The sequence below is a fragment of the Blautia sp. LMAG:36 genome, assembly GCF_008680535.1.
GTDB classification, from domain to species: Bacteria; Bacillota; Clostridia; order Lachnospirales; family Lachnospiraceae; genus Blautia_A; species Blautia_A fusiformis.
Map to the genome: position 1 here is coordinate 1 of NZ_NALB01000004.1, position 20,180 is coordinate 20,180.

General features: G+C 40.8%; 17 protein-coding genes, 1 pseudogene and 1 CRISPR repeat array. Of the genes and pseudogenes, 1 reads left to right on the forward strand and 17 read right to left on the reverse strand.

The features are described from left to right. Positions 1-156 precede the first annotated feature (156 nt). Positions 157-1,245 (forward strand): pyridoxal phosphate-dependent aminotransferase, encoded by a 1,089-nt coding sequence (locus CCC17_RS04250; protein WP_015526367.1) that lies wholly within the window; start codon positions 157-159, stop codon positions 1,243-1,245. Positions 1,246-1,415: 170 nt separating this feature from the next. On the opposite strand, the pseudogene CCC17_RS04255 reads toward CCC17_RS04250, so the two are convergent. From CCC17_RS04255 to CCC17_RS04340, 17 genes and pseudogenes are all read right to left on the reverse strand, one after another. Next, a pseudogene (locus tag CCC17_RS04255) lies at positions 1,416-1,670 on the reverse strand (glycosyltransferase family A protein); the annotation flags it as partial. 289 nt (positions 1,671-1,959) lie between these two features. Beyond that, positions 1,960-3,624: a CRISPR direct-repeat array (repeat unit 30 nt; unit sequence CTTTACATTCCACAATGTTTCTATTAATAC). Between the two features lie 178 nt (positions 3,625-3,802). Further along, positions 3,803-4,081, reverse strand: a complete 279-nt coding sequence (cas2, locus tag CCC17_RS04260) for a CRISPR-associated endonuclease Cas2 (RefSeq protein ID WP_015526369.1) — start codon at positions 4,079-4,081, stop codon at positions 3,803-3,805. Positions 4,082-4,084: 3 nt separating this feature from the next. Next, positions 4,085-5,077 (reverse strand): type I-B CRISPR-associated endonuclease Cas1b, encoded by a 993-nt coding sequence (cas1b, locus tag CCC17_RS04265; protein WP_015526370.1) that lies wholly within the window; start codon positions 5,075-5,077, stop codon positions 4,085-4,087. Positions 5,078-5,104: 27 nt separating this feature from the next. Then, positions 5,105-5,599 (reverse strand): CRISPR-associated protein Cas4, encoded by a 495-nt coding sequence (locus CCC17_RS04270; RefSeq protein WP_287082565.1) that lies wholly within the window; start codon positions 5,597-5,599, stop codon positions 5,105-5,107. A 10-nt stretch (positions 5,600-5,609) separates the two neighbouring features. Further along, the gene (gene cas3, locus CCC17_RS04275; RefSeq protein WP_287082566.1) at positions 5,610-8,009 is read right to left on the reverse strand and encodes a CRISPR-associated helicase Cas3'; all 2,400 of its coding nucleotides are present in this window, start codon (positions 8,007-8,009) and stop codon (positions 5,610-5,612) included. Positions 8,010-8,119: 110 nt separating this feature from the next. Beyond that, a complete protein-coding gene (gene cas5, locus CCC17_RS04280; RefSeq protein ID WP_114002709.1) occupies positions 8,120-8,833 on the reverse strand; it encodes a CRISPR-associated protein Cas5 in 714 nt (237 codons plus the stop codon). Continuing rightward, entirely contained in the window at positions 8,811-9,692 is an 882-nt protein-coding gene (cas7i, locus tag CCC17_RS04285; RefSeq protein ID WP_287082567.1) for a type I-B CRISPR-associated protein Cas7/Cst2/DevR, read from the reverse strand. The genes cas5 and cas7i overlap by 23 nt, the downstream gene beginning before the upstream one ends. 2 nt (positions 9,693-9,694) lie before the next feature. Next, positions 9,695-11,398, reverse strand: coding sequence for a type I-B CRISPR-associated protein Cas8b1/Cst1 (gene cas8a1 / locus CCC17_RS04290; protein WP_287082568.1), 1,704 nt, complete (start codon positions 11,396-11,398; stop codon positions 9,695-9,697). A gap of 13 nt (positions 11,399-11,411) precedes the next feature. Further along, positions 11,412-12,134 (reverse strand): CRISPR-associated endoribonuclease Cas6, encoded by a 723-nt coding sequence (gene cas6 / locus CCC17_RS04295; RefSeq protein WP_178687412.1) that lies wholly within the window; start codon positions 12,132-12,134, stop codon positions 11,412-11,414. A gap of 334 nt (positions 12,135-12,468) precedes the next feature. Further along, entirely contained in the window at positions 12,469-13,677 is a 1,209-nt protein-coding gene (locus tag CCC17_RS15170) for a TatD family hydrolase (RefSeq protein ID WP_015526379.1), read from the reverse strand. A gap of 374 nt (positions 13,678-14,051) precedes the next feature. Continuing rightward, positions 14,052-14,540: a MogA/MoaB family molybdenum cofactor biosynthesis protein gene (locus CCC17_RS04310; RefSeq protein WP_015526380.1), complete on the reverse strand. Its 489-nt coding sequence runs from the start codon at positions 14,538-14,540 to the stop codon at positions 14,052-14,054. Positions 14,541-14,543: 3 nt separating this feature from the next. Next, positions 14,544-15,533: a GTP 3',8-cyclase MoaA gene (gene moaA, locus CCC17_RS04315; protein ID WP_287082569.1), complete on the reverse strand. Its 990-nt coding sequence runs from the start codon at positions 15,531-15,533 to the stop codon at positions 14,544-14,546. Further along, positions 15,533-16,012, reverse strand: a complete 480-nt coding sequence (moaC, locus tag CCC17_RS04320) for a cyclic pyranopterin monophosphate synthase MoaC (protein WP_287082571.1) — start codon at positions 16,010-16,012, stop codon at positions 15,533-15,535. Before moaC ends, moaA begins: the two co-directional genes overlap by 1 nt. A gap of 12 nt (positions 16,013-16,024) precedes the next feature. Then, positions 16,025-18,004 (reverse strand): methionine--tRNA ligase, encoded by a 1,980-nt coding sequence (metG, locus tag CCC17_RS04325; protein ID WP_161210067.1) that lies wholly within the window; start codon positions 18,002-18,004, stop codon positions 16,025-16,027. A gap of 418 nt (positions 18,005-18,422) precedes the next feature. Next, a complete protein-coding gene (locus CCC17_RS04330; protein ID WP_138276935.1) occupies positions 18,423-18,632 on the reverse strand; it encodes a hypothetical protein in 210 nt (69 codons plus the stop codon). Then, positions 18,605-19,108, reverse strand: coding sequence for a threonine/serine exporter family protein (locus CCC17_RS04335; RefSeq protein ID WP_015526384.1), 504 nt, complete (start codon positions 19,106-19,108; stop codon positions 18,605-18,607). Before CCC17_RS04335 ends, CCC17_RS04330 begins: the two co-directional genes overlap by 28 nt. Positions 19,109-19,197: 89 nt before the next feature. After that, complete coding sequence (locus CCC17_RS04340) at positions 19,198-19,953, reverse strand: threonine/serine exporter family protein (RefSeq protein WP_021653091.1); 756 nt, start codon at positions 19,951-19,953, stop codon at positions 19,198-19,200. Positions 19,954-20,180 lie beyond the last annotated feature (227 nt).

The following is a 20,180-nucleotide window of genomic DNA, read 5'->3' on the forward strand; positions in this document are numbered from 1 at the left end:
TCCCATACATTTCTAGAAAGCAATTTTCAGTAATATCCTGTTCAAAAAATATAGAAAAATACAGAAACTTTTTATCCCGTCTTTTTTTGTCCCGGATTCTGGTGTATACTGGATATAAATTTTTTACGAAAAAAACAAAAATGTGAGGTGACAAAAATGGATACCAAACCCGTTTTTCACGGAAGTGATATAGAAAAGATCTGCAGCTACTACAATCTGAAAAAAGAAAACATCGTCAAATTCGGTGCAAATGTCAATCCTCTGGGACTTTCCCCAAAAGCCGGCAGAGCCATTGCAGAACACGTGGATATCCTTTCCTCCTACCCGGACAGAGAATACACATCCCTTCGGAATACGATTTCCAGCTACTGCAATATTCCCGCTGATTTCATCCTTCCGGGAAACGGCTCCAGCGAATTGATCTCCCTTCTGATCCAGGAGCGTGCCCCGAAGCATACTCTGATCCTTGGGCCTACCTATTCTGAATACTCCAGAGAGCTCTCTTTCTCCGGAAGTACCCAGGAATACTACCACCTTCAGGAAAGCAATGATTTCGAGCCGGACATTCCGGATCTCTGCCGAAAGCTGGAGCAGGGCTATGATTTTCTCATCCTCTGCAACCCCAACAATCCGACCTCCTCTGCCATCACCCAGGAAGAGCTTCGCAGACTTATCGGTTTCTGTGCAGAAAAAAATATCTTCGTGATGATCGACGAAACCTATGTGGAATTTGCCCCGGATATCAACGCCATCACCGCAGTTCCGCTGACACGGGAATTCACCAATCTCATGGTACTCCGCGGCGTATCCAAATTCTTTGCTGCTCCCGGAATGCGCCTGGGCTACGGCATCACCGGAAATATGGACTTTCTTGCAAAAATGCGCGAAAAACAGACACCATGGTCACTTAACAGCCTTGGTGCCTTTGCAGGAGAGATCATGCTGCAGGATGAAGATTATATTAAAGAAACCAGAAATCTGATCCTTTCCGAACGCGACCGGATGATCCGAGAACTGAGGGATACAGACACCTACAAAATCTATCCCGCCTATGCAAACTTTATCCTGCTCCGGATCCTGAAAAACGGACTGACCTCCTATGACGTATTTGAAGCCTGCATCAGACAAGGCATGATGATCCGTGACTGTTCTTCCTTCCAGTGCCTGGACGGGGAATTTGTACGATTCTGTATTATGATGCCGGAGGATAATTCACGGCTTGTTAAAGTGCTGAAATCGCTGTAAAAGCTGTACAATACGATCCGGGATTTCTGGATCCCCTGTTTTATGCTTCCTGTGCCTGACAGACTCGGCTCTACCTCAGTGATGGGATACATGACAAATTCTACATCAACGTAGTAGCAGTTTTCATCGATCTTCCGCCCCGCCTGTCTGGCAGGCTCCGTCCCTTCCGTTTCAAGGCAGTCCACCAGCCTGCAGAAAGCATCCCTTTCTACCCAGTCATCACTGTCCAGGATCTTCACATACTCACCGGACGCCATCATAAGACCTGTGTTGATTGCTGAACCATGACCACCATTCGCCTTATAAATGATCCGGAAGGTATCCGGATACTGCTCCACAAACTCATACGCGATCTCCGCAGAACCATCCTTGGAGCCATCCAACACCACCAGCACCTCGATCCGGTCCAGCGCCTCCCCGATCACCAGAGATTCCAGACACTACCGGATATATTTTTCCATATTGTAGACAGGTACGATCACCGTCAGAACTTTGTCCATACTGCTATCCATCTCTCTTCCCTTACACGAACTCTGATCTGCCAGCCAGCTTCTTCAGATTCAGATCTCATCAACTCCTGAAACTGCTTTATCTGCGTATATTATCGGGATGGAAAAATTGGAATACAATGGACTTTGCGAAGGTTGAATGAAGATTTAACGTGGGGTTAACATTAAGGGGGGGGAATGCCTATGTAAAAAATTGTTCTTAATCTTTGACACTCCATAATGTTTCTATTAATACAATCTTCCGGATTTTTTCTCCTTCTTTTTTTAGCAGCTTTACATTCCACAATGTTTCTATTAATACTCTGCTCTTCGGTCAGTTTTCTCGGGGCTCGTAAATTCTTTACATTCCACAATGTTTCTATTAATACCAAGACCGTAACGCTTATAAATGCGATTTGCATACGCCTTTACATTCCACAATGTTTCTATTAATACTGAGTCTGATTCCAGTTTTGTGTAACCAGATGCCACTTTACATTCCACAATGTTTCTATTAATACGTACCAGGTTTCCGAATTCTGCTGTTGACTGATACACCTTTACATTCCACAATGTTTCTATTAATACCGCTGCGTCGTAAATCATTAAAGAATCCGCATCCTCCTTTACATTCCACAATGTTTCTATTAATACGAAACTAAACTATCTCAAACCACCACTGATCTGCACTTTACATTCCACAATGTTTCTATTAATACGTATTCCGTAGCCGGACCGGAAGGCGCATACAAATATCTTTACATTCCACAATGTTTCTATTAATACTCCCGGCTAAAAGCATCGAAAGGGGAGGATACCAGCTTTACATTCCACAATGTTTCTATTAATACCGGGTCTGCCGGTACAGATACGATGCTGATTTCGTACTTTACATTCCACAATGTTTCTATTAATACGTATCCTGTGCAGAATACCGATTAATCTCATCAAGCTTTACATTCCACAATGTTTCTATTAATACCAGGCAATGCTGGGCGTAGAAGCTGACGGACAGTTCTTTACATTCCACAATGTTTCTATTAATACAAAGCTAAGATCAAAGATTTTTGTATAGCAAATAACTTTACATTCCACAATGTTTCTATTAATACGACTGCTCGCGTGGATTAAACCGCCGGACACAGGACTTTACATTCCACAATGTTTCTATTAATACCAGCAGTATACTCGATCGGCGCAGCTTCTTCTTTCTTTACATTCCACAATGTTTCTATTAATACAGTGATGCGTCCATACAGATGTATACGTCTCTCTTCTTTACATTCCACAATGTTTCTATTAATACCGAAGACGGATCCATGAAGTCACTGAGAGAAACTACTTTACATTCCACAATGTTTCTATTAATACGATGTTCTCAACAGGAGTTGCAATAACCTGTCCTCTCTTTACATTCCACAATGTTTCTATTAATACGATAGACGCTTTATGATTATTCATTATACTTTTTCTTTACATTCCACAATGTTTCTATTAATACAGACAGAACTCAAAGAAATTGATAAGTTGCTGAAACCTTTACATTCCACAATGTTTCTATTAATACTCATTTCGCCATGGTCCTGGGAGGGCGGATGTCTCTTTACATTCCACAATGTTTCTATTAATACGCAATGCTGCCATTCGCGGCGGCCGCACTTGCAACTTTACATTCCACAATGTTTCTATTAATACTAAAGATTCAAGCGGATTAGTTTCGCAGGATACAACTTTACATTCCACAATGTTTCTATTAATACTCAGGGAACTCTGTATAGTTGCCGTCGCTGTCAACCTTTACATTCCACAATGTTTCTATTAATACGGCTTCTTCACCAGCCATCAACTCTGCCATATCCGACTTTACATTCCACAATGTTTCTATTAATACCCGTGCTCCACATTCGCCTATAATACATCGTTTATTTTACCATTTTCTGTCGACCTTGTCATTTACAATTATTTTATACACAAAATAGATATTATAACACTCTATAAAACTTCCATTTTCCTTATAAATAAAGGCTTTGTCAACCTCCCGGGATTTTTCCCGTATCGTAGGTTGACAATTACAAAATAAAACTGGTTGCATCATCTTTCCGTCCCCAGAATTCCTTATCCAACCATTTTTCCTGCCTTGATTTAAAAATAATCACAGAATCCAATTCTTTATCTATACAGAACTTAAGTTCCTGTTGTAACTTTGCCAACTGAGCCTTAGAAATTTCACCTTCAAAAACAGAATTCTGGATATGCGTTAAATACCTTTTACAAATCTTAAAAATCCTCGACCAACGCTTCGAACCATTTTCCTGCTGACTCACATCATAAACCAAAACTACATACATAATTCACCACCATATTCTGAACCCTTCATATTCTTTTTCACCAAGCAGATGCTTTATCAACTTATAGCACTCCAACCGAAGTAAATACTGATAAGAAACCTGCCTTCCCAAATTCTTGTGCATCACAGTCTTTTTAAGATTCTTTTCAAGTTCAGATACAATCAGTTTAGAAGCATCTTTTTTCAAATGAAGAAAATTTAGTTCCTTCGTAAAACTATCCTCTGTAATCTGATTTCGATTCAACAACGAGAAAATCAATCTGTCACCAATCAATGGTTTAAACACTTCCGCAATATCCAGACTCAATGAAAATCGTCTTGCTCCAGGTTCATGCAGATAACTGATCGTAGGATTCAACTGTGTATGATAAATCTCGCCAAGCACTTTCGTATAAATTAATGTATTTACAAAAGAAATCAAAGAATTGATCATGTTATCTGGTGGATGCATTACACGCTTTTCAAACTGAATCTCCTGATTAACAATCACATTCCACGCAGCATAATATCTTCTCCTGATGTTCCCCTCAATTCCCATCAGTTCTTCAATCGTTGTCACACTACTTAGCTGTTTACGAAGAGAATCCACATCTCTGAGATATTCCGACACATCTTTTCCCCGACCATTATAATACCGAAGATTCCGATAAATACTATCTGCTGCCGCCTCTATAAATTTTCTTGCAAGAACCAGCCTTTTCTCATAATCTGTATAATAGTTGACCTGCTTCACCAACAGCTGGCCCGCTAGCAGACTTTCTCTCGGATAATAACTTCCCATATAAAAATTATAATAATTGAAAAAATGCATCGGAATCCCATACTGAGATATGTAATCAATAAACTTCGTATTAAACGACATCTCAGACATAACATAAATATCTGAAATCCGCTCAATAGGAATATCCCTCTTTTCACCATCATAATTTGTAAACTGAAGCGTATTATCTTTCCGTTTCAAATCCCCGTTATTATAAACGTAAAAACTTTGCTTCATGCTTTTCCCCCGATACAAATCCAAAGTTTATATAGTACATAAATCATAATAAGCACATTTTTTGCATAATTTACTATTACCAGAAACCGACATAATCTCCTGATGTTTAATATTTGTAATCTCAGTAATAATCCGTTCCAGAATTTCCACATCTTTTTCCGACACTTCAACAATTATCGACTTCTTCAGCAACGGATAATCAATCTTCCCTTTAAGTCCACTCACCCCTCGTTTCTGCAAATAATAAAGATAATACTTCACCTGCCTGATTCCAGCATCTTCCACCGCCTTACTCTTCTTAATCTCATGCAGTTCCTTATGCTCACTAATAAAATCAATATTTATAATATCATCGATATTTACATGTTTATCCTTTTTCTTATAACTGCTCTCATCCAGAATCTTACCAAGCATTACATCTTCATTCTCCGTTTCCATCCGAATATCATGACAAAAATACCATAATTTCCGCTTACAGACGAAATAATAATAAATCATCACACCAGTGATTCTCTCATCCACACATTTTCTCCTACATAAAATATCCACACTGCTCAAGAATCTCAGATGTCAACAATCCCTGACCTTTTCCTGTTTTAGGATCAAATTCATATTTATATTCTGTACGATGAATATCTGTAACTTTTTTGCAATTTTTAAAACCAACAGAAACTCTATCTACATTTTCCGGATATTTATTCCTGTAAATACTTAAATTTAATGTCATATCCTCCAACTTAGATCTTATAAGACTTTTAGTTTCTTTACTCACATTGGATTTTCTCAGAAAATCTGTTCCACATTCAAATAAATCCATTTTTTCTTGATAAATCTCTTCCGGTACAACTGTTACACTATTGATTTTCCTTATTTCAGCATCCTTCAGTTTATAATCTACAGGATGAATCTCCGAAAGTTTGTTCAGACATTTCTCAATTTCTTCATAATAGCCTGTTCCCTTTATTTCGTCTGAATCATAAACCTGATTCATATATATCGTTTTCATGCTTTCTACAAACTCTAAATTTTCATACTGAGCAAGCAATTTAAGCGAACGATCATACATAACCGAATCATAAATGCCATTTTTTCCAACGCCATTTCTATTATCATATATGATAACATTTGCTTCTTCCGGAAAATATCTTCCTTTTCTGTTACAACGCCCCATTCTCTGTAAAAGACTATCTGCTGTACACATCTCCGTATGAAGTACATCAAAATCTATATCCAGACTCGCTTCCACAATCTGCGTTGTTATCCATATGCCAGCTTCTTCTGATTCCGCAAAATCCATAATCTGTTTTTCCAGAAAAGCTCTGTCTTTTCTTATATAACGCGAATGCAACAAATAAACATTTTCTGATTTTTCCTGCATTTCTTTATAAATCTTTTGTGCTCGGGAAACTGTATTACAGATAACCAAAATCTTTTTATTTCTGCCCTGCTCTAATATTTCATCAATATCCATTTCTGATTTTCTAATCCGAATCTTATGTCGCACAACCTGATTTGTTAAGTATTCTTCTCCTGTAAAATCCTTAAAAATATACTGTTTATTTTCTATCAAACCATTTTCTTCCATAAAATGCTTAAGAACTGGCGGAAATGTTGCCGTGATAATTGCAAAACGCCCTCCCATTTCCTGGATTGTCTTTAATCCATATATAATAATCGCAATAACTGCCGGTTCATATGATTGAATTTCATCCAAAATTAATTTAGAATACTTCAAAGTTGCTGCAAAAATTTCTGTTCCTAATGCTTTATAAACAAATTTAAAAAGCTGATCAACCGTACAAACGGTTAATGGCTGTGCAAGCATTCTTGCACGATCATATTTTTCATTAATGTCTAAATCATTTTCTTTATACTCTTTTAAGTACATTGCCATACTGTCAGAATGTAACAACGCAACATTCTCATAAGAATAATTATTTTTAATACGAGAATAAATCGCATTAGAAGATACCTTCAATGGAAGAGTATAAAATCCTTTTTCTCCATTAAGCCATAACAATGCTGCTTCTGTTTTACCAGAACCTGTAGGTGCTACAACAACCAAATTTTCATTTCTGTGTTCCATCATAAATTTCTGTGCAGGCCGCAATTCTTTATTCTGAAGATAAACTTCTATAATTTTTTTCAGTTTTTTCTCTCGCAAATCTGGCGCAATTTCTGCCCTCTCATACCCTGCACTTACTGTGTAATCAAATTTATTAAGCAAGCCCTTGATCAAAAGATACTCTTCCCACATCTTAGGTTCAATTGGAGTTTCACAGGCATAAGAATTATTGCGATACAACAATTTATTCTGGTTACTACAATATAATTTTTTGATATCCTTTTTTAAATATTTGCTTATCTGTTCTGCATAGTATTTTGCTGCATATTCCTGGATTTCAGCTCCCTCATAAATGTCTTCTCTATCGTGATGATGATATACCGCTGTAATAAATGGTCTGAAATCTGCTTCTGAAAACAATTCCGATAATTTTTTGAATTCATTTCTTGATATGGTAACTGCGCTTAAAAATCCATGCGGAATCTGTGTAATCCGTTCTATATCAGAATATTGTTCTTTAACCTGAGCTGAATTTACTAACCCCTGAAAGATCAGATTCGCTTTTCCCCAATCATGCATTCTACAAGCTTCTATAACCAAACATTTTTCTTTTTCTGTAAAATATTCGCCATATTCCTCAAAAAACAACTCTGCACATTTTACAATGTCATTCTGATGTTCATTTAACGTTTTCTGTTCCTCTTCTTCTGTATCCTGCAAATGGGATATATTATTTCTGATAATTTTAAGATCTGTTTCTGTAAATTCACCTTCAAGATTCATTATAAGATCTTCCAGTTCATTTTTGACTTTATCTATCTCTCCCTGAGTCAAGATCTTTTGTCTGGATTTTGCATAATACTCCATAGCTTTCTCCTTCCGGAGGCAGGATATTTGTCCTGCCTCCTTGTAAACCTATCCATAATCCACCGCATTTCCAAACCAATCTCATTGCTGATAACTTTCTTATTTGTTAATCAGCAAAATATCAGCGCTGCATCTTTCTCAAAATCATCCACATACGCTCCTTCGTCTATTACTACTCCTTCAGAACAATAATAAGCCTTTACTCTTCCATTTTCTTTTTTCCAGCGGCGCAACCCCTGTTTTGTAATTTCATATTCTTTTGTAAGATTATATATTGTTCCGCGTCTGGCCCCCAACTCACTTCCGTAACTCACCGGTATATACATATCTCTCTTTATTGCCACTTCATCTTCCTGATGAATATTCACAATATCCACCCGCTCAATATCCAGCAGATCTTCATATCGTCCAAGTGATAAATATCTTGGCGGATATTTCAGTGAATTATATACTTTCTCAAAATCTTCCTCTTCTGGAATTACATGTATCACCATATCATTGTCACAGACCAGTTCAACATTGGCAATTCCTCTGAAAATTCCATATTTTTCTCCATCTTCAACACAGATCTGATGTCGTCCTTCTTCATATTTCGTACCTGCTGAAAATGAATATCTTGTATAAAGTTCTGATACCGTCCCACTGTTTGTTCCTTGTATGCAGAGTTTCATTGGATGAAATTCTGTATAACCACAAGCTGCATGGATCATCCCAAGAACTGTAGAATATGGCGGAAGAGGAAATGTCTCTTTAATAATAAAGCTACCGGGTTTTCTATAATTTACAAGATTCTGGAAACATTTAATCCTGATTGCCCTCTCCATAATACTGCTCCACTTCCTCTTTCAGATGATTAAATACTGCACCTACTGATTCTGCTTTTAATACATCTTTTAATTTATCTTCATTATCAAAAATACCCGCTGTAACACCTGCATACGTATAATTTCTGATATTATCATCCTCAAGTAATTCCTGCAGTGTACTTACATTGATCTTATTCTCATCTACTTTTACTCTGTTCTCAAAAAATGGATTTTTTCTGCTGTATCTACCTCCAATTATAAATAATGGACTGAGATTTTCTCTTCTTCCTTTAATATCTCTGTACAAATAATGAACAGAATCCAGGAGAACTTTCACTCTTTCCGCTTTATCCTCTTCTGCAATATTAATTTCACCATCTACACCAACTCTGTCCAGATCTATAGACATAGTGTAAGAATAATAAGAACGATGTATCTCACTCTGAGCAATTCCATTCGGCAGATTTCCTCTCAAAGCAAGCCCCATATTTGTCAAAAATTCAAGATTTCCCTGAAATGGTTCCAGCGCAATAGCATTACTGAGTCTGGCAACTGCACTTCTTGTAGAAGCTCCACCATTCTGGTCTTCTCCTTTGGATGTTGTTTTCATATATCCAAACAGATCAATCTCCGGGTAATCTTCAATTGTTGCAGAGGGAGCAAACTGTACTACTCCACTTTTTCCATCTACAGGCGTTGTATCCCATTTTGCCTGCTGTACCATGTTGTATCTCAGTGCCTGCCTGGAAATATAAGAATACTCTTCATAGTTTCCTCTGGTCATTTTTTTCAATGATGAAATATTTCCAATTCCTTCCCCATAATTCGCACTTTCTGCCAGAAAAATTACTGTAAATGTTAAACCTTCTCTTTTCATAATCATGCTTCCTCCTTCTTAGGCTCGTAAGATCCTACTAATCCCATTACAAACGCATATCCATATTCTGTAAATTTCTGTTTATCATTTAACATCTGAACAAATCCAGTTGGTATCAAAAGTTCATGTCCATCTTCATTCCTCTTGGAACCATACGCACTGTACAAACGCATTACAACATCCATAAATTTATTTACGTTTCTTACAGCTAAAGCATTTAATAACTGATATTCAATACCCCTCAAGCCTTCACTGGAAGTCATACCCTTTGCAGTCATAATTGCTTTTCTCAAATCCGCTCCACTTTTTTTCATAGCTCCACAGCTCATAGAAATCTCCCTTCTTTTATCTCTATCCGAAGAATATACTACTACAAGTTCCGTCCAAAGTTGCACCTCATATACCCAGAAAATATAAAAATTCTTCGATTCTTCTTTTATATTTTCTTTAAGTAGACAATTTAATAACTGATACTGTTCCCGATGTTGTAAAAGATTCATAACCACTGTTTCATGTATATTTACAAAATTATCTCTAACTTTCGTAACCGGAGCTTTGGCTAAAGCAGTTAATGCATCAGATATTCTTGGTTCCCGGATAATTTCTATTATTCTTCTGTGAATAATGCTCAATACATATCTGTCATCTGCACTTACTCCACGTAAGATTACTTGGACATTTGATAATTCCTTCTGTTTCTCTTTCAGTAAAATATTGATTGTCTCTGCAAACCACTGAGAATATTTTTTATTTTCAGTTTTTTCTCCTTCTTCATCTATTCTTCCTTTTTTATGATTTGCATATAACAAAGTACTAATGCTATCATTTATATTTACAAAAACAAATTTGTTTGCATACAACCGGAATCCCAGAGGACTGAGCGCATATATAAAAGCACAACCTGGACAAAGAAAAGCATCTACTTTACAATTCCAAAACGCAGATCGTTTTCTTGTAAAATCATCTCCAACTTCATTCATAAATGCTATTGAAACCTTTTCTTTCGGTCCTATTGGATCACCACAATCAATACAGAGATCTTTTGCCTTCTTATGATCCGCACTCAGATACTTTCGAAATGGTTCGGAAAAATCTTTTTCAAACACCTCTCGCATATCTTTTTTTGCATTAGGACGTAAAAGAAAACATTTTCCATTCCAGAACCGATTTATATAAGTATATATGATACTTTTCATTGCAAAAGTTTCGCTGCATTCCGGCTGATTTATAAAATCCAGAAGTTCTTCTAATCTGTTTTTCAGTTCTTCTGCTGACAGTTTATCACTAAGTTTATTCTTTTTTAATTTCTCATAAATTTCCGGATTTTCAATTTTCTTTTGAATATTTGCAAAACCAGCCTGATAGCTGTTTGACTGCAGCTTGTCATTGATAAATTTTAAATCATCTTTTTCCTGTTTTCCCGGATTCCAATTTTCAGCTTCTATTTTTTCAATACATATTTGAATTTTATCCTTAATTCCCTGATACGTGCTGAATGGTCCAAAATACCTGATAAAGGCTTTAAAATACATATCCGTCCAGTCAGCATTCTGTGCAAAATCCATGCTGACCCACAATGCCTGATCATCCTCGGAATGACCAAAATCAATATTTTCTCTCGCCCCTGCTGTTTCAAGCATGTAATGAAATCCCACAATTCCGGCATTCTTCAGGAAATCACCAAGAGTAATCACATATTTTTCCATGATAATTTACCTCCTAATATATGACTTCCCACATCCCTTTTCCAATCGATCTTCTTGTTCCCAATCCTGCCGCACGCAGAAAATTCAATAGTTCTAAATTTCCTGTTATCTTATATATCCCGATACTTCCATCTACTAAGCGACCCCATGTCCTTGTTACCACTTTTTTCCCTTTCAATGGGGTTATTGAAAAATCACTAATATCCATTTCCAAATTCAATTTTTCAAGAAAAATCCTCAGATTTTCCTTCACCATTTCTCCAAATTCCAGATCTTTACATGTGTAATACTTATCACTATTATTTATAGAATCATGCTTACGAACAATAAGTGCACTCCTCATTTTTATAATAAGTTCTGTATCCTGTATTTCTGGAATGTTTCGTATCTTTACTGCCATCAATCGCATAGAGTTCTGATTCATAGAATATGTCTTATATTTCATAAGTATAAATGCATTATAAAATTCAATCAGTTCCCCTATGTCTGCATCTGAAAATGTCATAGTAAATCGCTTCTGGTTAAGTAATATTTTTTCCTGTGTAAATCTTGCCCCAGGCAGGCATGTTGCCCAGGTATATTTTTTTAGTATGGACGAATTTTTATTATAAAGCTTTTCAAAAAGTGCCGGAGAATAATTCTCTATTGTTGCTTTCAGAAAGCTTACCAAAACCTTGTCCAGTTCTGCCGGAATTTCCGTTGTCTCCAGCTGAAATTCCAATTTTAATTCATTCATCTTGTTCCTCCCCTCTGTATTTGAATAATTAACGATAGGTTTCTTTTTTCAAAATACTACATATTCTATACAAAGTCAATATAAAAATAATTAATGTTCCAATGGATTTCAATATATAAATAATGTACTAATAGTGAAAAAAATCACATATATATATTTAATTCTACCTATATATCATTTATAATATAAAAAAATACAAGCCATTTTGGAATGTAAACTTGGATCATTAATTATTGATTTATGATTTCCTTTAATAGCCCCATTTTGGATCAAAGAAAAAACCAGCCAACCCGAAACAAAAATTTCAGGCCAACTGGTTTTTCTCATTTCTATATCATATCAACCCCAACACCTTCATCGCATTACTCTCCGTCACAGCCACAACCTCCTCGCAGCTGATTCCCTTAATCTCCGCAATGGTCTTCACAACCTCCGGCAGATACAGGGAGCTGTTTCTTTTTCCACGGTTCGGCACAGGTGCCATGTAGGGGCAGTCGGTTTCAAGCAGGATCTGATTCAGCGGCGCATACTCTGCCACCTCTTTCAGCTTCCGGGAATTCTTAAAAGTAACCACTCCACCGATTCCCAGGTAAAGTCCCATATTCAGATACTCTCTTGCAATTTCCTTACTATAGGAAAAGCAATGGATAACTCCGCCGTACATCCCATCCTGCATATATTCTTTCACAATATTCAGCGTATCCTCTGCTGCGTCACGGCTGTGGATCATAAATGGGAGCTTTTTCTCACGGGCGATGTCCATCTGCTGGCGGAATACCTTCTGCTGGAGAAGATGCTCCTCCTTCTCCTTATGCCAGTAATAATCCAGGCCGATCTCGCCTACGGCTACCGTTTTTTCCATGTCGCAATATCTGCGGATCTCATCCAGCACAGCTGCATCCACCTTATCCGCATCATCCGGATGAACACCCACTGCGCCATAAACAAAAGGATACTTCCCAACCAGATCATAAACCCGGTCAAAATGTCCCACAGAAGCACACACATCCACAATATGCCCGATCCCATTCTCCTGCATGCCATCCAGCATGTCAGAACGATCCTCATCAAAAGCTTCATCATCGTAATGTGCATGGGTATCAAAAATCATAGCTTTATCCACAGTCATCTCGTCACCGACGGAAACTTTTCCACCTTTCAGCACTCTTGTAAACACACCTTCCCGGGGCATGATGCACTCACCCATCTTCTGAAAAATGGCACAGCCATTGTGGCACTCCTTTCCGATCTGAGTCAGCTCCAGCACAACCTCACCACAGCGAAATCTGGTGCCAACCGGAAGCTTTGCGAAATCAATCCCTTCCACAACCAGATTCTCACCAAAAGCACCATCCTCGACCTCTGCGCCCTTCGCACGAAACGCATCGATCTTTTCACCGGAAAGAAGACTCACCTGCCGGTGCCACTTTCCGGCATGAGCATCCCCCTCAAGCCCCCAGTCCTCCACAAAAACTGCAGACCCAACATTCTTCTTCTGTGTTCCTTTCTTCTCACTGATACAAACCGCAAGTACTTTTCCCATAACAGACTCCTATTAATTACACATCGTTACCAAATTTATTCCTATATCACACCAGCAATATTGATTTCCAAAACCTACCACATGTAACTCTCAAGCCTCAGGAATTATGAATCGCTGGAGATGAATTTTAATCATAAAACCTACCACATTCAACAACCAGCCCAACGGAGGCAGGGCCAGTACGGTGACGTTAGCGGAGCGGCCGTCGAGAGGCGAGTATAGCTGCTGCCACCGAGCGCCCTGTTTGAGCCGCAGGCGAGTTGGCGCGAATGGCAGCAAACCAGCGACGCAGCCGAACAGGCCGCGCAGCGTGTCACCGTACTGGCCCTGCCTCCGTTGGGCGTCCGTTCGTTAATACAAGTATACACCGCACACTACCGTCCGCATTCTCCAGCATCGCCGGTCAAAATCTCAATCCCATGCCCCAACGCCTCAATAATAACCTCCAGGCACTCCCTGACAGCCTTAGGGCTCCCCGGCAGATTAACGATCAACGTCCCCTTCCGGATCCCGGCCGTAGCCCGGCTCAGCATCGCCCGCTTCGTGATCGTCAGACTAAACGCCCGCATCGCCTCCGGAATCCCCGGCACACGCCGCTCGATCACATCCTCCGTAGCCTCCGGTGTCACATCCCTCTGAGAAAACCCGGTACCACCCGTAGTCAGGATCAGCTCCGCAAGCCCCAGATCTGCGATCTCAGCCATCCGGCTCCCAAGCATCCCACGGTCATCCGGCAAAACATCCACAGAAACAACCTCATACCCGGCCGCCTCCATAATCTCCTTCACAGCAGGACCACTAAGATCCTCCCGCTCTCCTCTGTACCCCTTATCACTAGAAGTGATCACAGCAACTCTCTTCATCACTCAACCTCCGATCTGAGCCATACAAAGCTTCTCCGTCTTATCATCCTTCTGTTTCTTCAGACCTCCGCCAAAAGCATGCCCGTCCGGTTTCTCCGCCAGAGCCTCCAGGATCACAGCCTTCAGCACCTCATCCGAACCACCACTGCGGATCACCTCCCGAAGATCCCTTCCCGCCGCATACTGCAGACAGGTCTTCAAAAAACCCTGAGAAGTCAGCCGGATCCGGTTACACTCCCCACAGAACTTATGGCTCACCGCGCTGATAAACCCGATCTTTCCGGAAAAACCATCCACATCATAATAATGACACGGTCCATTCCCAAGGGGCTCCCCAACATACGGCGAAAACCGCGGAAGCTTTTCCCCAAGGATCCGAAGCAGTTCCTCCTCCGACACCCCATGAAATTCTTTTCCCATCCCAATGGGCATCATCTCAATAAACCGCACATGCACCCTGTGATTCCTAGCCAAAAGCGCCACCCGGCAAAGATCCTGCTCCGGGATCCCAAGAGGCACACAATTGATCTTCAGTGAAATCTCCGGATACTTCATTTCCTCCAAAATCCCTTCCAGCGTCCGCCCCAGTTCATCCCGCCGCGTGATCCTCCTGCTGCAGGCCTCATCCAGCGTATCCAGGCTGATATTCAATCCGTCCAGCCCCGCCCGGGCAAAATCACTCATCTGATCTTTCAGAAGCACACCATTTGTAGTCAGAGTCACCTTCTCGATCCCCGGCATATTTTTCAGTTTTTCCACCAGCTGAGGCATCCGCGTCCGTACAAGCGGTTCCCCACCGGTCAGCTTGATCTTCCGGATACCCAGCTCTGCCATCACCCGGCAGATCCTCAAAATTTCCTCTTCCTGCAAAATGAGGGAGCGCTCCACATGCTGCACTCCCTCCTCCGGCATACAATAAATACACCGCAAATTACATCTGTCAGTTACGGAAATCCTGAGATAATCAATATTTCTTCCGCACCTGTCTATCATTATTTTTCCTCAAAACGAAAATCTCCGCTTTTGCCTCCTGTTTTTTCTTCCAGATGGATATCAGACATGACCATGTGCTTGTCAATTGCCTTGCACATGTCATAAATGGTAAGAAGCGCCACCTGAACACCTGTCAGGGCCTCCATCTCCACGCCTGTTTTTCCCTCTGTTTTTACCGTGCAGAATACACGGATCACTCCCGCATCCTCATCCGTCTCAAAATCCACAGAACACTTCTGGATGGGAAGTGGATGGCACATGGGGATCAGCCCAGAAGTACGCTTCACACCCATGATACCTGCCACACGGGCCACACCAAGTACATCACCCTTTTTCACATTTCCGCTTTTTACCGCGGCCATGATCTCCGGGCTTACCTGAATGGAACCCGTGGCTGTTGCCGTACGGTGAGTGACCGGTTTGTCGGACACATCCACCATAACAGCATTGCCGTTTTTATCAAAATGATTCAATTCCATATCTGTCTATACTTAACAGATCTCAGCGCCTGCAGGCATCTCTTTCTCCGGTACCATCAGGGAAAGATTTCCGTCTGCATCCTCTGCACAGAGGATCATACCCTCGCTGAGGATTCCGGCAAGCTTAGCAGGCTTCAGGTTTGTAACGACCATAACCTTTTTGCCCACCATTTCCTCTGCGGAATAATGAGCCTTGATTCCGGATACGATCTGACGAACCTGACTTCCGATCTTAACCTGAGAGCAGAGAAGTTTTCTGGATTTCTTAACCTCCTCACAGGCGATGATCTCACCAACCTGGAACTGCAGCTTCTCAAAATCATCGAAAGTGATCTCCGGCTTTGCCTCGATATCGATCACATTCTCTGTTTTCTCCTCTTCTACCTCTTCCTTCGGCTCTTCTTTCGGCTCTTCTTTCTTCGGATGAAGCTTCTCAACCTTCTCAAGAACCTCTTTCAGGTCAAGTCTCGCAAAAAGGATCTCCGGTTTGTCGGTTACGCGGTTTCCTGAAGGATAAAGACCAAACTGCTCCATCTCCTCAAGAGTTCTCTCGTTTGCGTTGAGCTGTACAAGAATACGCTCTGTTGTACGCGGCATAAAGGATTTCAGAAGAGATGCGCCGATGCAGATTCCCTCAACCAGGTTGTAGAGAACTGTTGCAAGACGATCCTGCTTTGTCTCATCCTTTGCAAGTGCCCATGGCATTGTCTCGTCGATATATTTGTTGCAGCGTTTAAACAGAGAGAATACCTCTGTGATAGCATCTGCCACACGAAGCTTGTCCATTTTTGCGGAAACGTTCTTCGGAACCTGAAGGATGAAGCTCTTAAGATCCTCATCAACCGGCTCAGTAACATTCTTGTTCTCAACGACTCCGTTAAAATATTTGTTGGACATGGAAATTGTACGGTTTACAAGATTTCCAAGTGTGTTTGCAAGGTCGGAATTCAGTCTCTCAACCATCAGCTCCCATGTGATCACACCGTCATTCTCAAATGGCATCTCGTGAAGTACGAAATAACGGACAGCATCTACACCGAAAAACTCAACCAGCTCATCTGCATAAATTACATTTCCTTTGGATTTACTCATTTTTCCATCGCCCTGAAGCAACCACGGATGTCCGAATACCTGTTTCGGAAGCGGAAGATCCAGAGACATCAGGAAGATCGGCCAGTAAATGGTATGGAAACGGATGATATCTTTTCCGATCAGGTGAAGATCTGCCGGCCAGTATTTGTTGAATTTATCGCTGCTGTTTCCGTCGCAGTCATAGCCGATACCTGTGATATAGTTTGTCAGGGCATCCAGCCATACATATACAACGTGCTTCGGATCGAAATCTACCGGGATTCCCCATTTAAAGGATGTTCTGGATACACAGAGATCCTGAAGTCCCGGAAGAAGGAAGTTGTTCATCATCTCGTTTTTACGGGACTCCGGCTGGATGAAATCCGGATGTGTGTTGATGTAGTCAATAAGCTTATCTGCATATTTACTCATTTTGAAGAAATATGCCTCTTCCTTGGCAGGTACGCATGGACGTCCGCAGTCCGGACATTTGCCATCTACAAGCTGGGACTCTGTGAAGAAGGACTCACATGGTGTACAGTACATTCCTTCGTAATGACCCTTGTAGATATCTCCCTTTGCATACATTTTTTTGAAGATTTTTTTGACCTGCTCTTCATGGTCTTTATCTGTTGTACGGATGAATTTATCATAGGATGTATTCATCAGATCCCAGATACGTTTGATCTCGCCGGAAACGTTATCTACGAATTCCTTCGGTGTAACACCAGCCTCTTCAGCCTTCAGCTCGATCTTCTGGCCATGCTCGTCAGTACCTGTCTGAAAATATACGTCATAGCCCTGCTGTCTTTTAAAACGTGCGATCGCATCCGCAAGAACAACCTCATAGGTATTTCCGATATGCGGTTTACCGGATGTGTACGCAATGGCAGTGCTGATATAATATCTCTGCTTTTCCATCTTTTCTTTCCTCCATAAATATAAAAATAAATTGTGTACTTACTCATAACGGACTGAAAATATATTCCGTCAGAACAGGAAAATTCCTGTCCGGGGACATTGGAAGATTACCAAGTAATTCTCAGCGACATAAAAAAACGCCTTCTCATACCATAACGATATGAGAAGACGAGTTATTACCCGTGTTACCACTTCTTTTCGTTCCTGCCTCGCGGCAAAAACCTCATCAGGTACAGCAAGCTCTATACCCTTCCGCTATAACAGGCGGTCCTGTCACTACCTGCCGGTGTCCGTTAAATCGGACATTCACACTTCGCTTATCGCGTTTAAACCGGTTCAGCAATGCCTCTCCGAAGCCATCTTCCATCTGCGCCTGCACATCCCTCTCAGTCTCAGAACTCCTGCATAAAGTGAACCTTTACCATTCACCCTGCTGCAGATCTATGACCTCAACTACATCACAGCCTGCATCTAAAAAGTCCTCCGGGGATTTCCCTGTAGTACGGTGTACACATGTACTCTCTTCTTCCATGAGTTTTCCATATGGGAAAATCGTAACACATTTCCGATGGTTTGTAAACGGGGAATTTCGATACTGTATTACATTCTCCTCTGCCTGTACATCCACCGCCACGCCATCCGGAACGCAATGGTTGTCAGCGTCATTCCTGCTGCCATGCTCACCGCAAAAAGGATCGTATAGATTCCGTCTTTCTGGAATTTTGCCCAGTCCTTCATCAACATCCAGTTCATTGTCCGGTAAAGTGCTGCTCCCGGAATCAACGGAATTGTCGCAGAAACCAGAAATACAGTTACCGGCGTTTTATGAATTCTTGCCATACATTCTGCATACAAAGTAATAGCTACTGTTGACCAGAAACCGCACACATACGGACTTGGCGTTATGAACTCTACTGCCAGATATACAGCCCAGGACAGACATCCACCCAATGCCGCAAACCAGAGTTTTTTTCCATGGATATTAAATAATGCCGCAAAGCCGAGGGATCCTGTGAAGGATACGACCAGCTGTATGATTTCCCGCATGTTTTCCTCCTGAATAAAATCATAACTACTCTCAAATACTCCCATCATCTGCTGCATTTCGCTACTCCGCAATTGATGCAGTATCTAAACTCCTCATTCACTGCTTATTGCTTTTCGCAACCTTCAAGAGAACTTCCCTGATTCGGTTAAAACAACAGATTCGCCACCGTAAAACCAAGGCCCACGACCAATGCCAGCAAAAGTGCCTCCATACATCGGATCAAACCTGTAATGGTATCTCCTGAAAACATATCGCGCAATGAATTGGTAAATGCAATTCCCGGTATCAGAAGCATGATATTTCCGATGCTGATCAGATCCGCATGATGTCCAAGCCCGATCAGAACTGTAAGATTGGAAAGTACTCCGCCGGCCCCGCAGCAAAGAAGCACTGTCAGCAGCGAGTTTAATGCGCCCTTTTTTACAAAAGCCTCAAACAGCTTCAGGGCGATACCAATCAGCGCAGAAGCGATCATATCGTTGACATCTCCTCCGAAAAACACGGAAAAAGAACCTGAAATTACAGCATAGATCAAAATCTGCGTTTTAAAAGAATATCCTTGTTTATCCCGGATCTTTTCCAGCCCCTTCTGGATCTCCTCCGGCTTCGGCCGATACTCACAGATGTATCTGGAAAGCTGGTTCAGGTCATCCAGCCGTCCCAGATCATTGGACATTCCCGGCACACGCCGCGTCTGGGTGCAAATACCGAAATCCTCTCCATAAATAGTCGTCACAATACTGGATGTGATAGAAAAAACATCTGCCCGGGTGGCTCCATATGCCAGGCAGATCCGCCGTATGGTATCTTCCACACGTCCAACCTCTGCTCCGCAGCAAAGAAGCTGTTCACCAATTGTCATCGCATAATATAAATACTGTTCCGCTTCCTCCCGCGTCATCCGGCATCCCTCACTTTCCTGCTTTATTTCATTTTTATCTATTTTAGGACACGTAAATATTAAAATCAACAAGGATTTTTTGTCTTAATATTCATTTCTTCTATATTTCCTCAAAGTAATAAGCAGATATTTTTGTTCAAAATAAAACACCACCCGGACAAAAAAGATGTCTATCTCTTCTGTCCGGATGGTGTTGGTGTTTGAAAATCCAATGCTCTGCTCAGTTT

Excerpts from the sequence above, each read along its gene's own strand:
- CCC17_RS04250 (WP_015526367.1), top strand. The coding sequence starts at position 157 with ATGGATACCAAACCCGTTTTTCACGGAAGTGATATAGAAAAGATCTGC.
- cas2 (WP_015526369.1), bottom strand. The coding sequence starts at position 4,081 with ATGTATGTAGTTTTGGTTTATGATGTGAGTCAGCAGGAAAATGGTTCG.
- cas1b (WP_015526370.1), bottom strand. The coding sequence starts at position 5,077 with ATGAAGCAAAGTTTTTACGTTTATAATAACGGGGATTTGAAACGGAAA.
- cas3 (WP_287082566.1), bottom strand. The coding sequence starts at position 8,009 with ATGGAGTATTATGCAAAATCCAGACAAAAGATCTTGACTCAGGGAGAG.
- cas5 (WP_114002709.1), bottom strand. The coding sequence starts at position 8,833 with ATGGAGAGGGCAATCAGGATTAAATGTTTCCAGAATCTTGTAAATTAT.
- cas7i (WP_287082567.1), bottom strand. The coding sequence starts at position 9,692 with ATGAAAAGAGAAGGTTTAACATTTACAGTAATTTTTCTGGCAGAAAGT.
- cas8a1 (WP_287082568.1), bottom strand. The coding sequence starts at position 11,398 with ATGGAAAAATATGTGATTACTCTTGGTGATTTCCTGAAGAATGCCGGA.
- cas6 (WP_178687412.1), bottom strand. The coding sequence starts at position 12,134 with ATGAATGAATTAAAATTGGAATTTCAGCTGGAGACAACGGAAATTCCG.
- CCC17_RS15170 (WP_015526379.1), bottom strand. The coding sequence starts at position 13,677 with ATGGGAAAAGTACTTGCGGTTTGTATCAGTGAGAAGAAAGGAACACAG.
- CCC17_RS04310 (WP_015526380.1), bottom strand. The coding sequence starts at position 14,540 with ATGAAGAGAGTTGCTGTGATCACTTCTAGTGATAAGGGGTACAGAGGA.
- moaA (WP_287082569.1), bottom strand. The coding sequence starts at position 15,533 with ATGATAGACAGGTGCGGAAGAAATATTGATTATCTCAGGATTTCCGTA.
- moaC (WP_287082571.1), bottom strand. The coding sequence starts at position 16,012 with ATGGAATTGAATCATTTTGATAAAAACGGCAATGCTGTTATGGTGGAT.
- metG (WP_161210067.1), bottom strand. The coding sequence starts at position 18,004 with ATGGAAAAGCAGAGATATTATATCAGCACTGCCATTGCGTACACATCC.
- CCC17_RS04335 (WP_015526384.1), bottom strand. The coding sequence starts at position 19,108 with ATGCAGCAGATGATGGGAGTATTTGAGAGTAGTTATGATTTTATTCAG.
- CCC17_RS04340 (WP_021653091.1), bottom strand. The coding sequence starts at position 19,953 with ATGACGCGGGAGGAAGCGGAACAGTATTTATATTATGCGATGACAATT.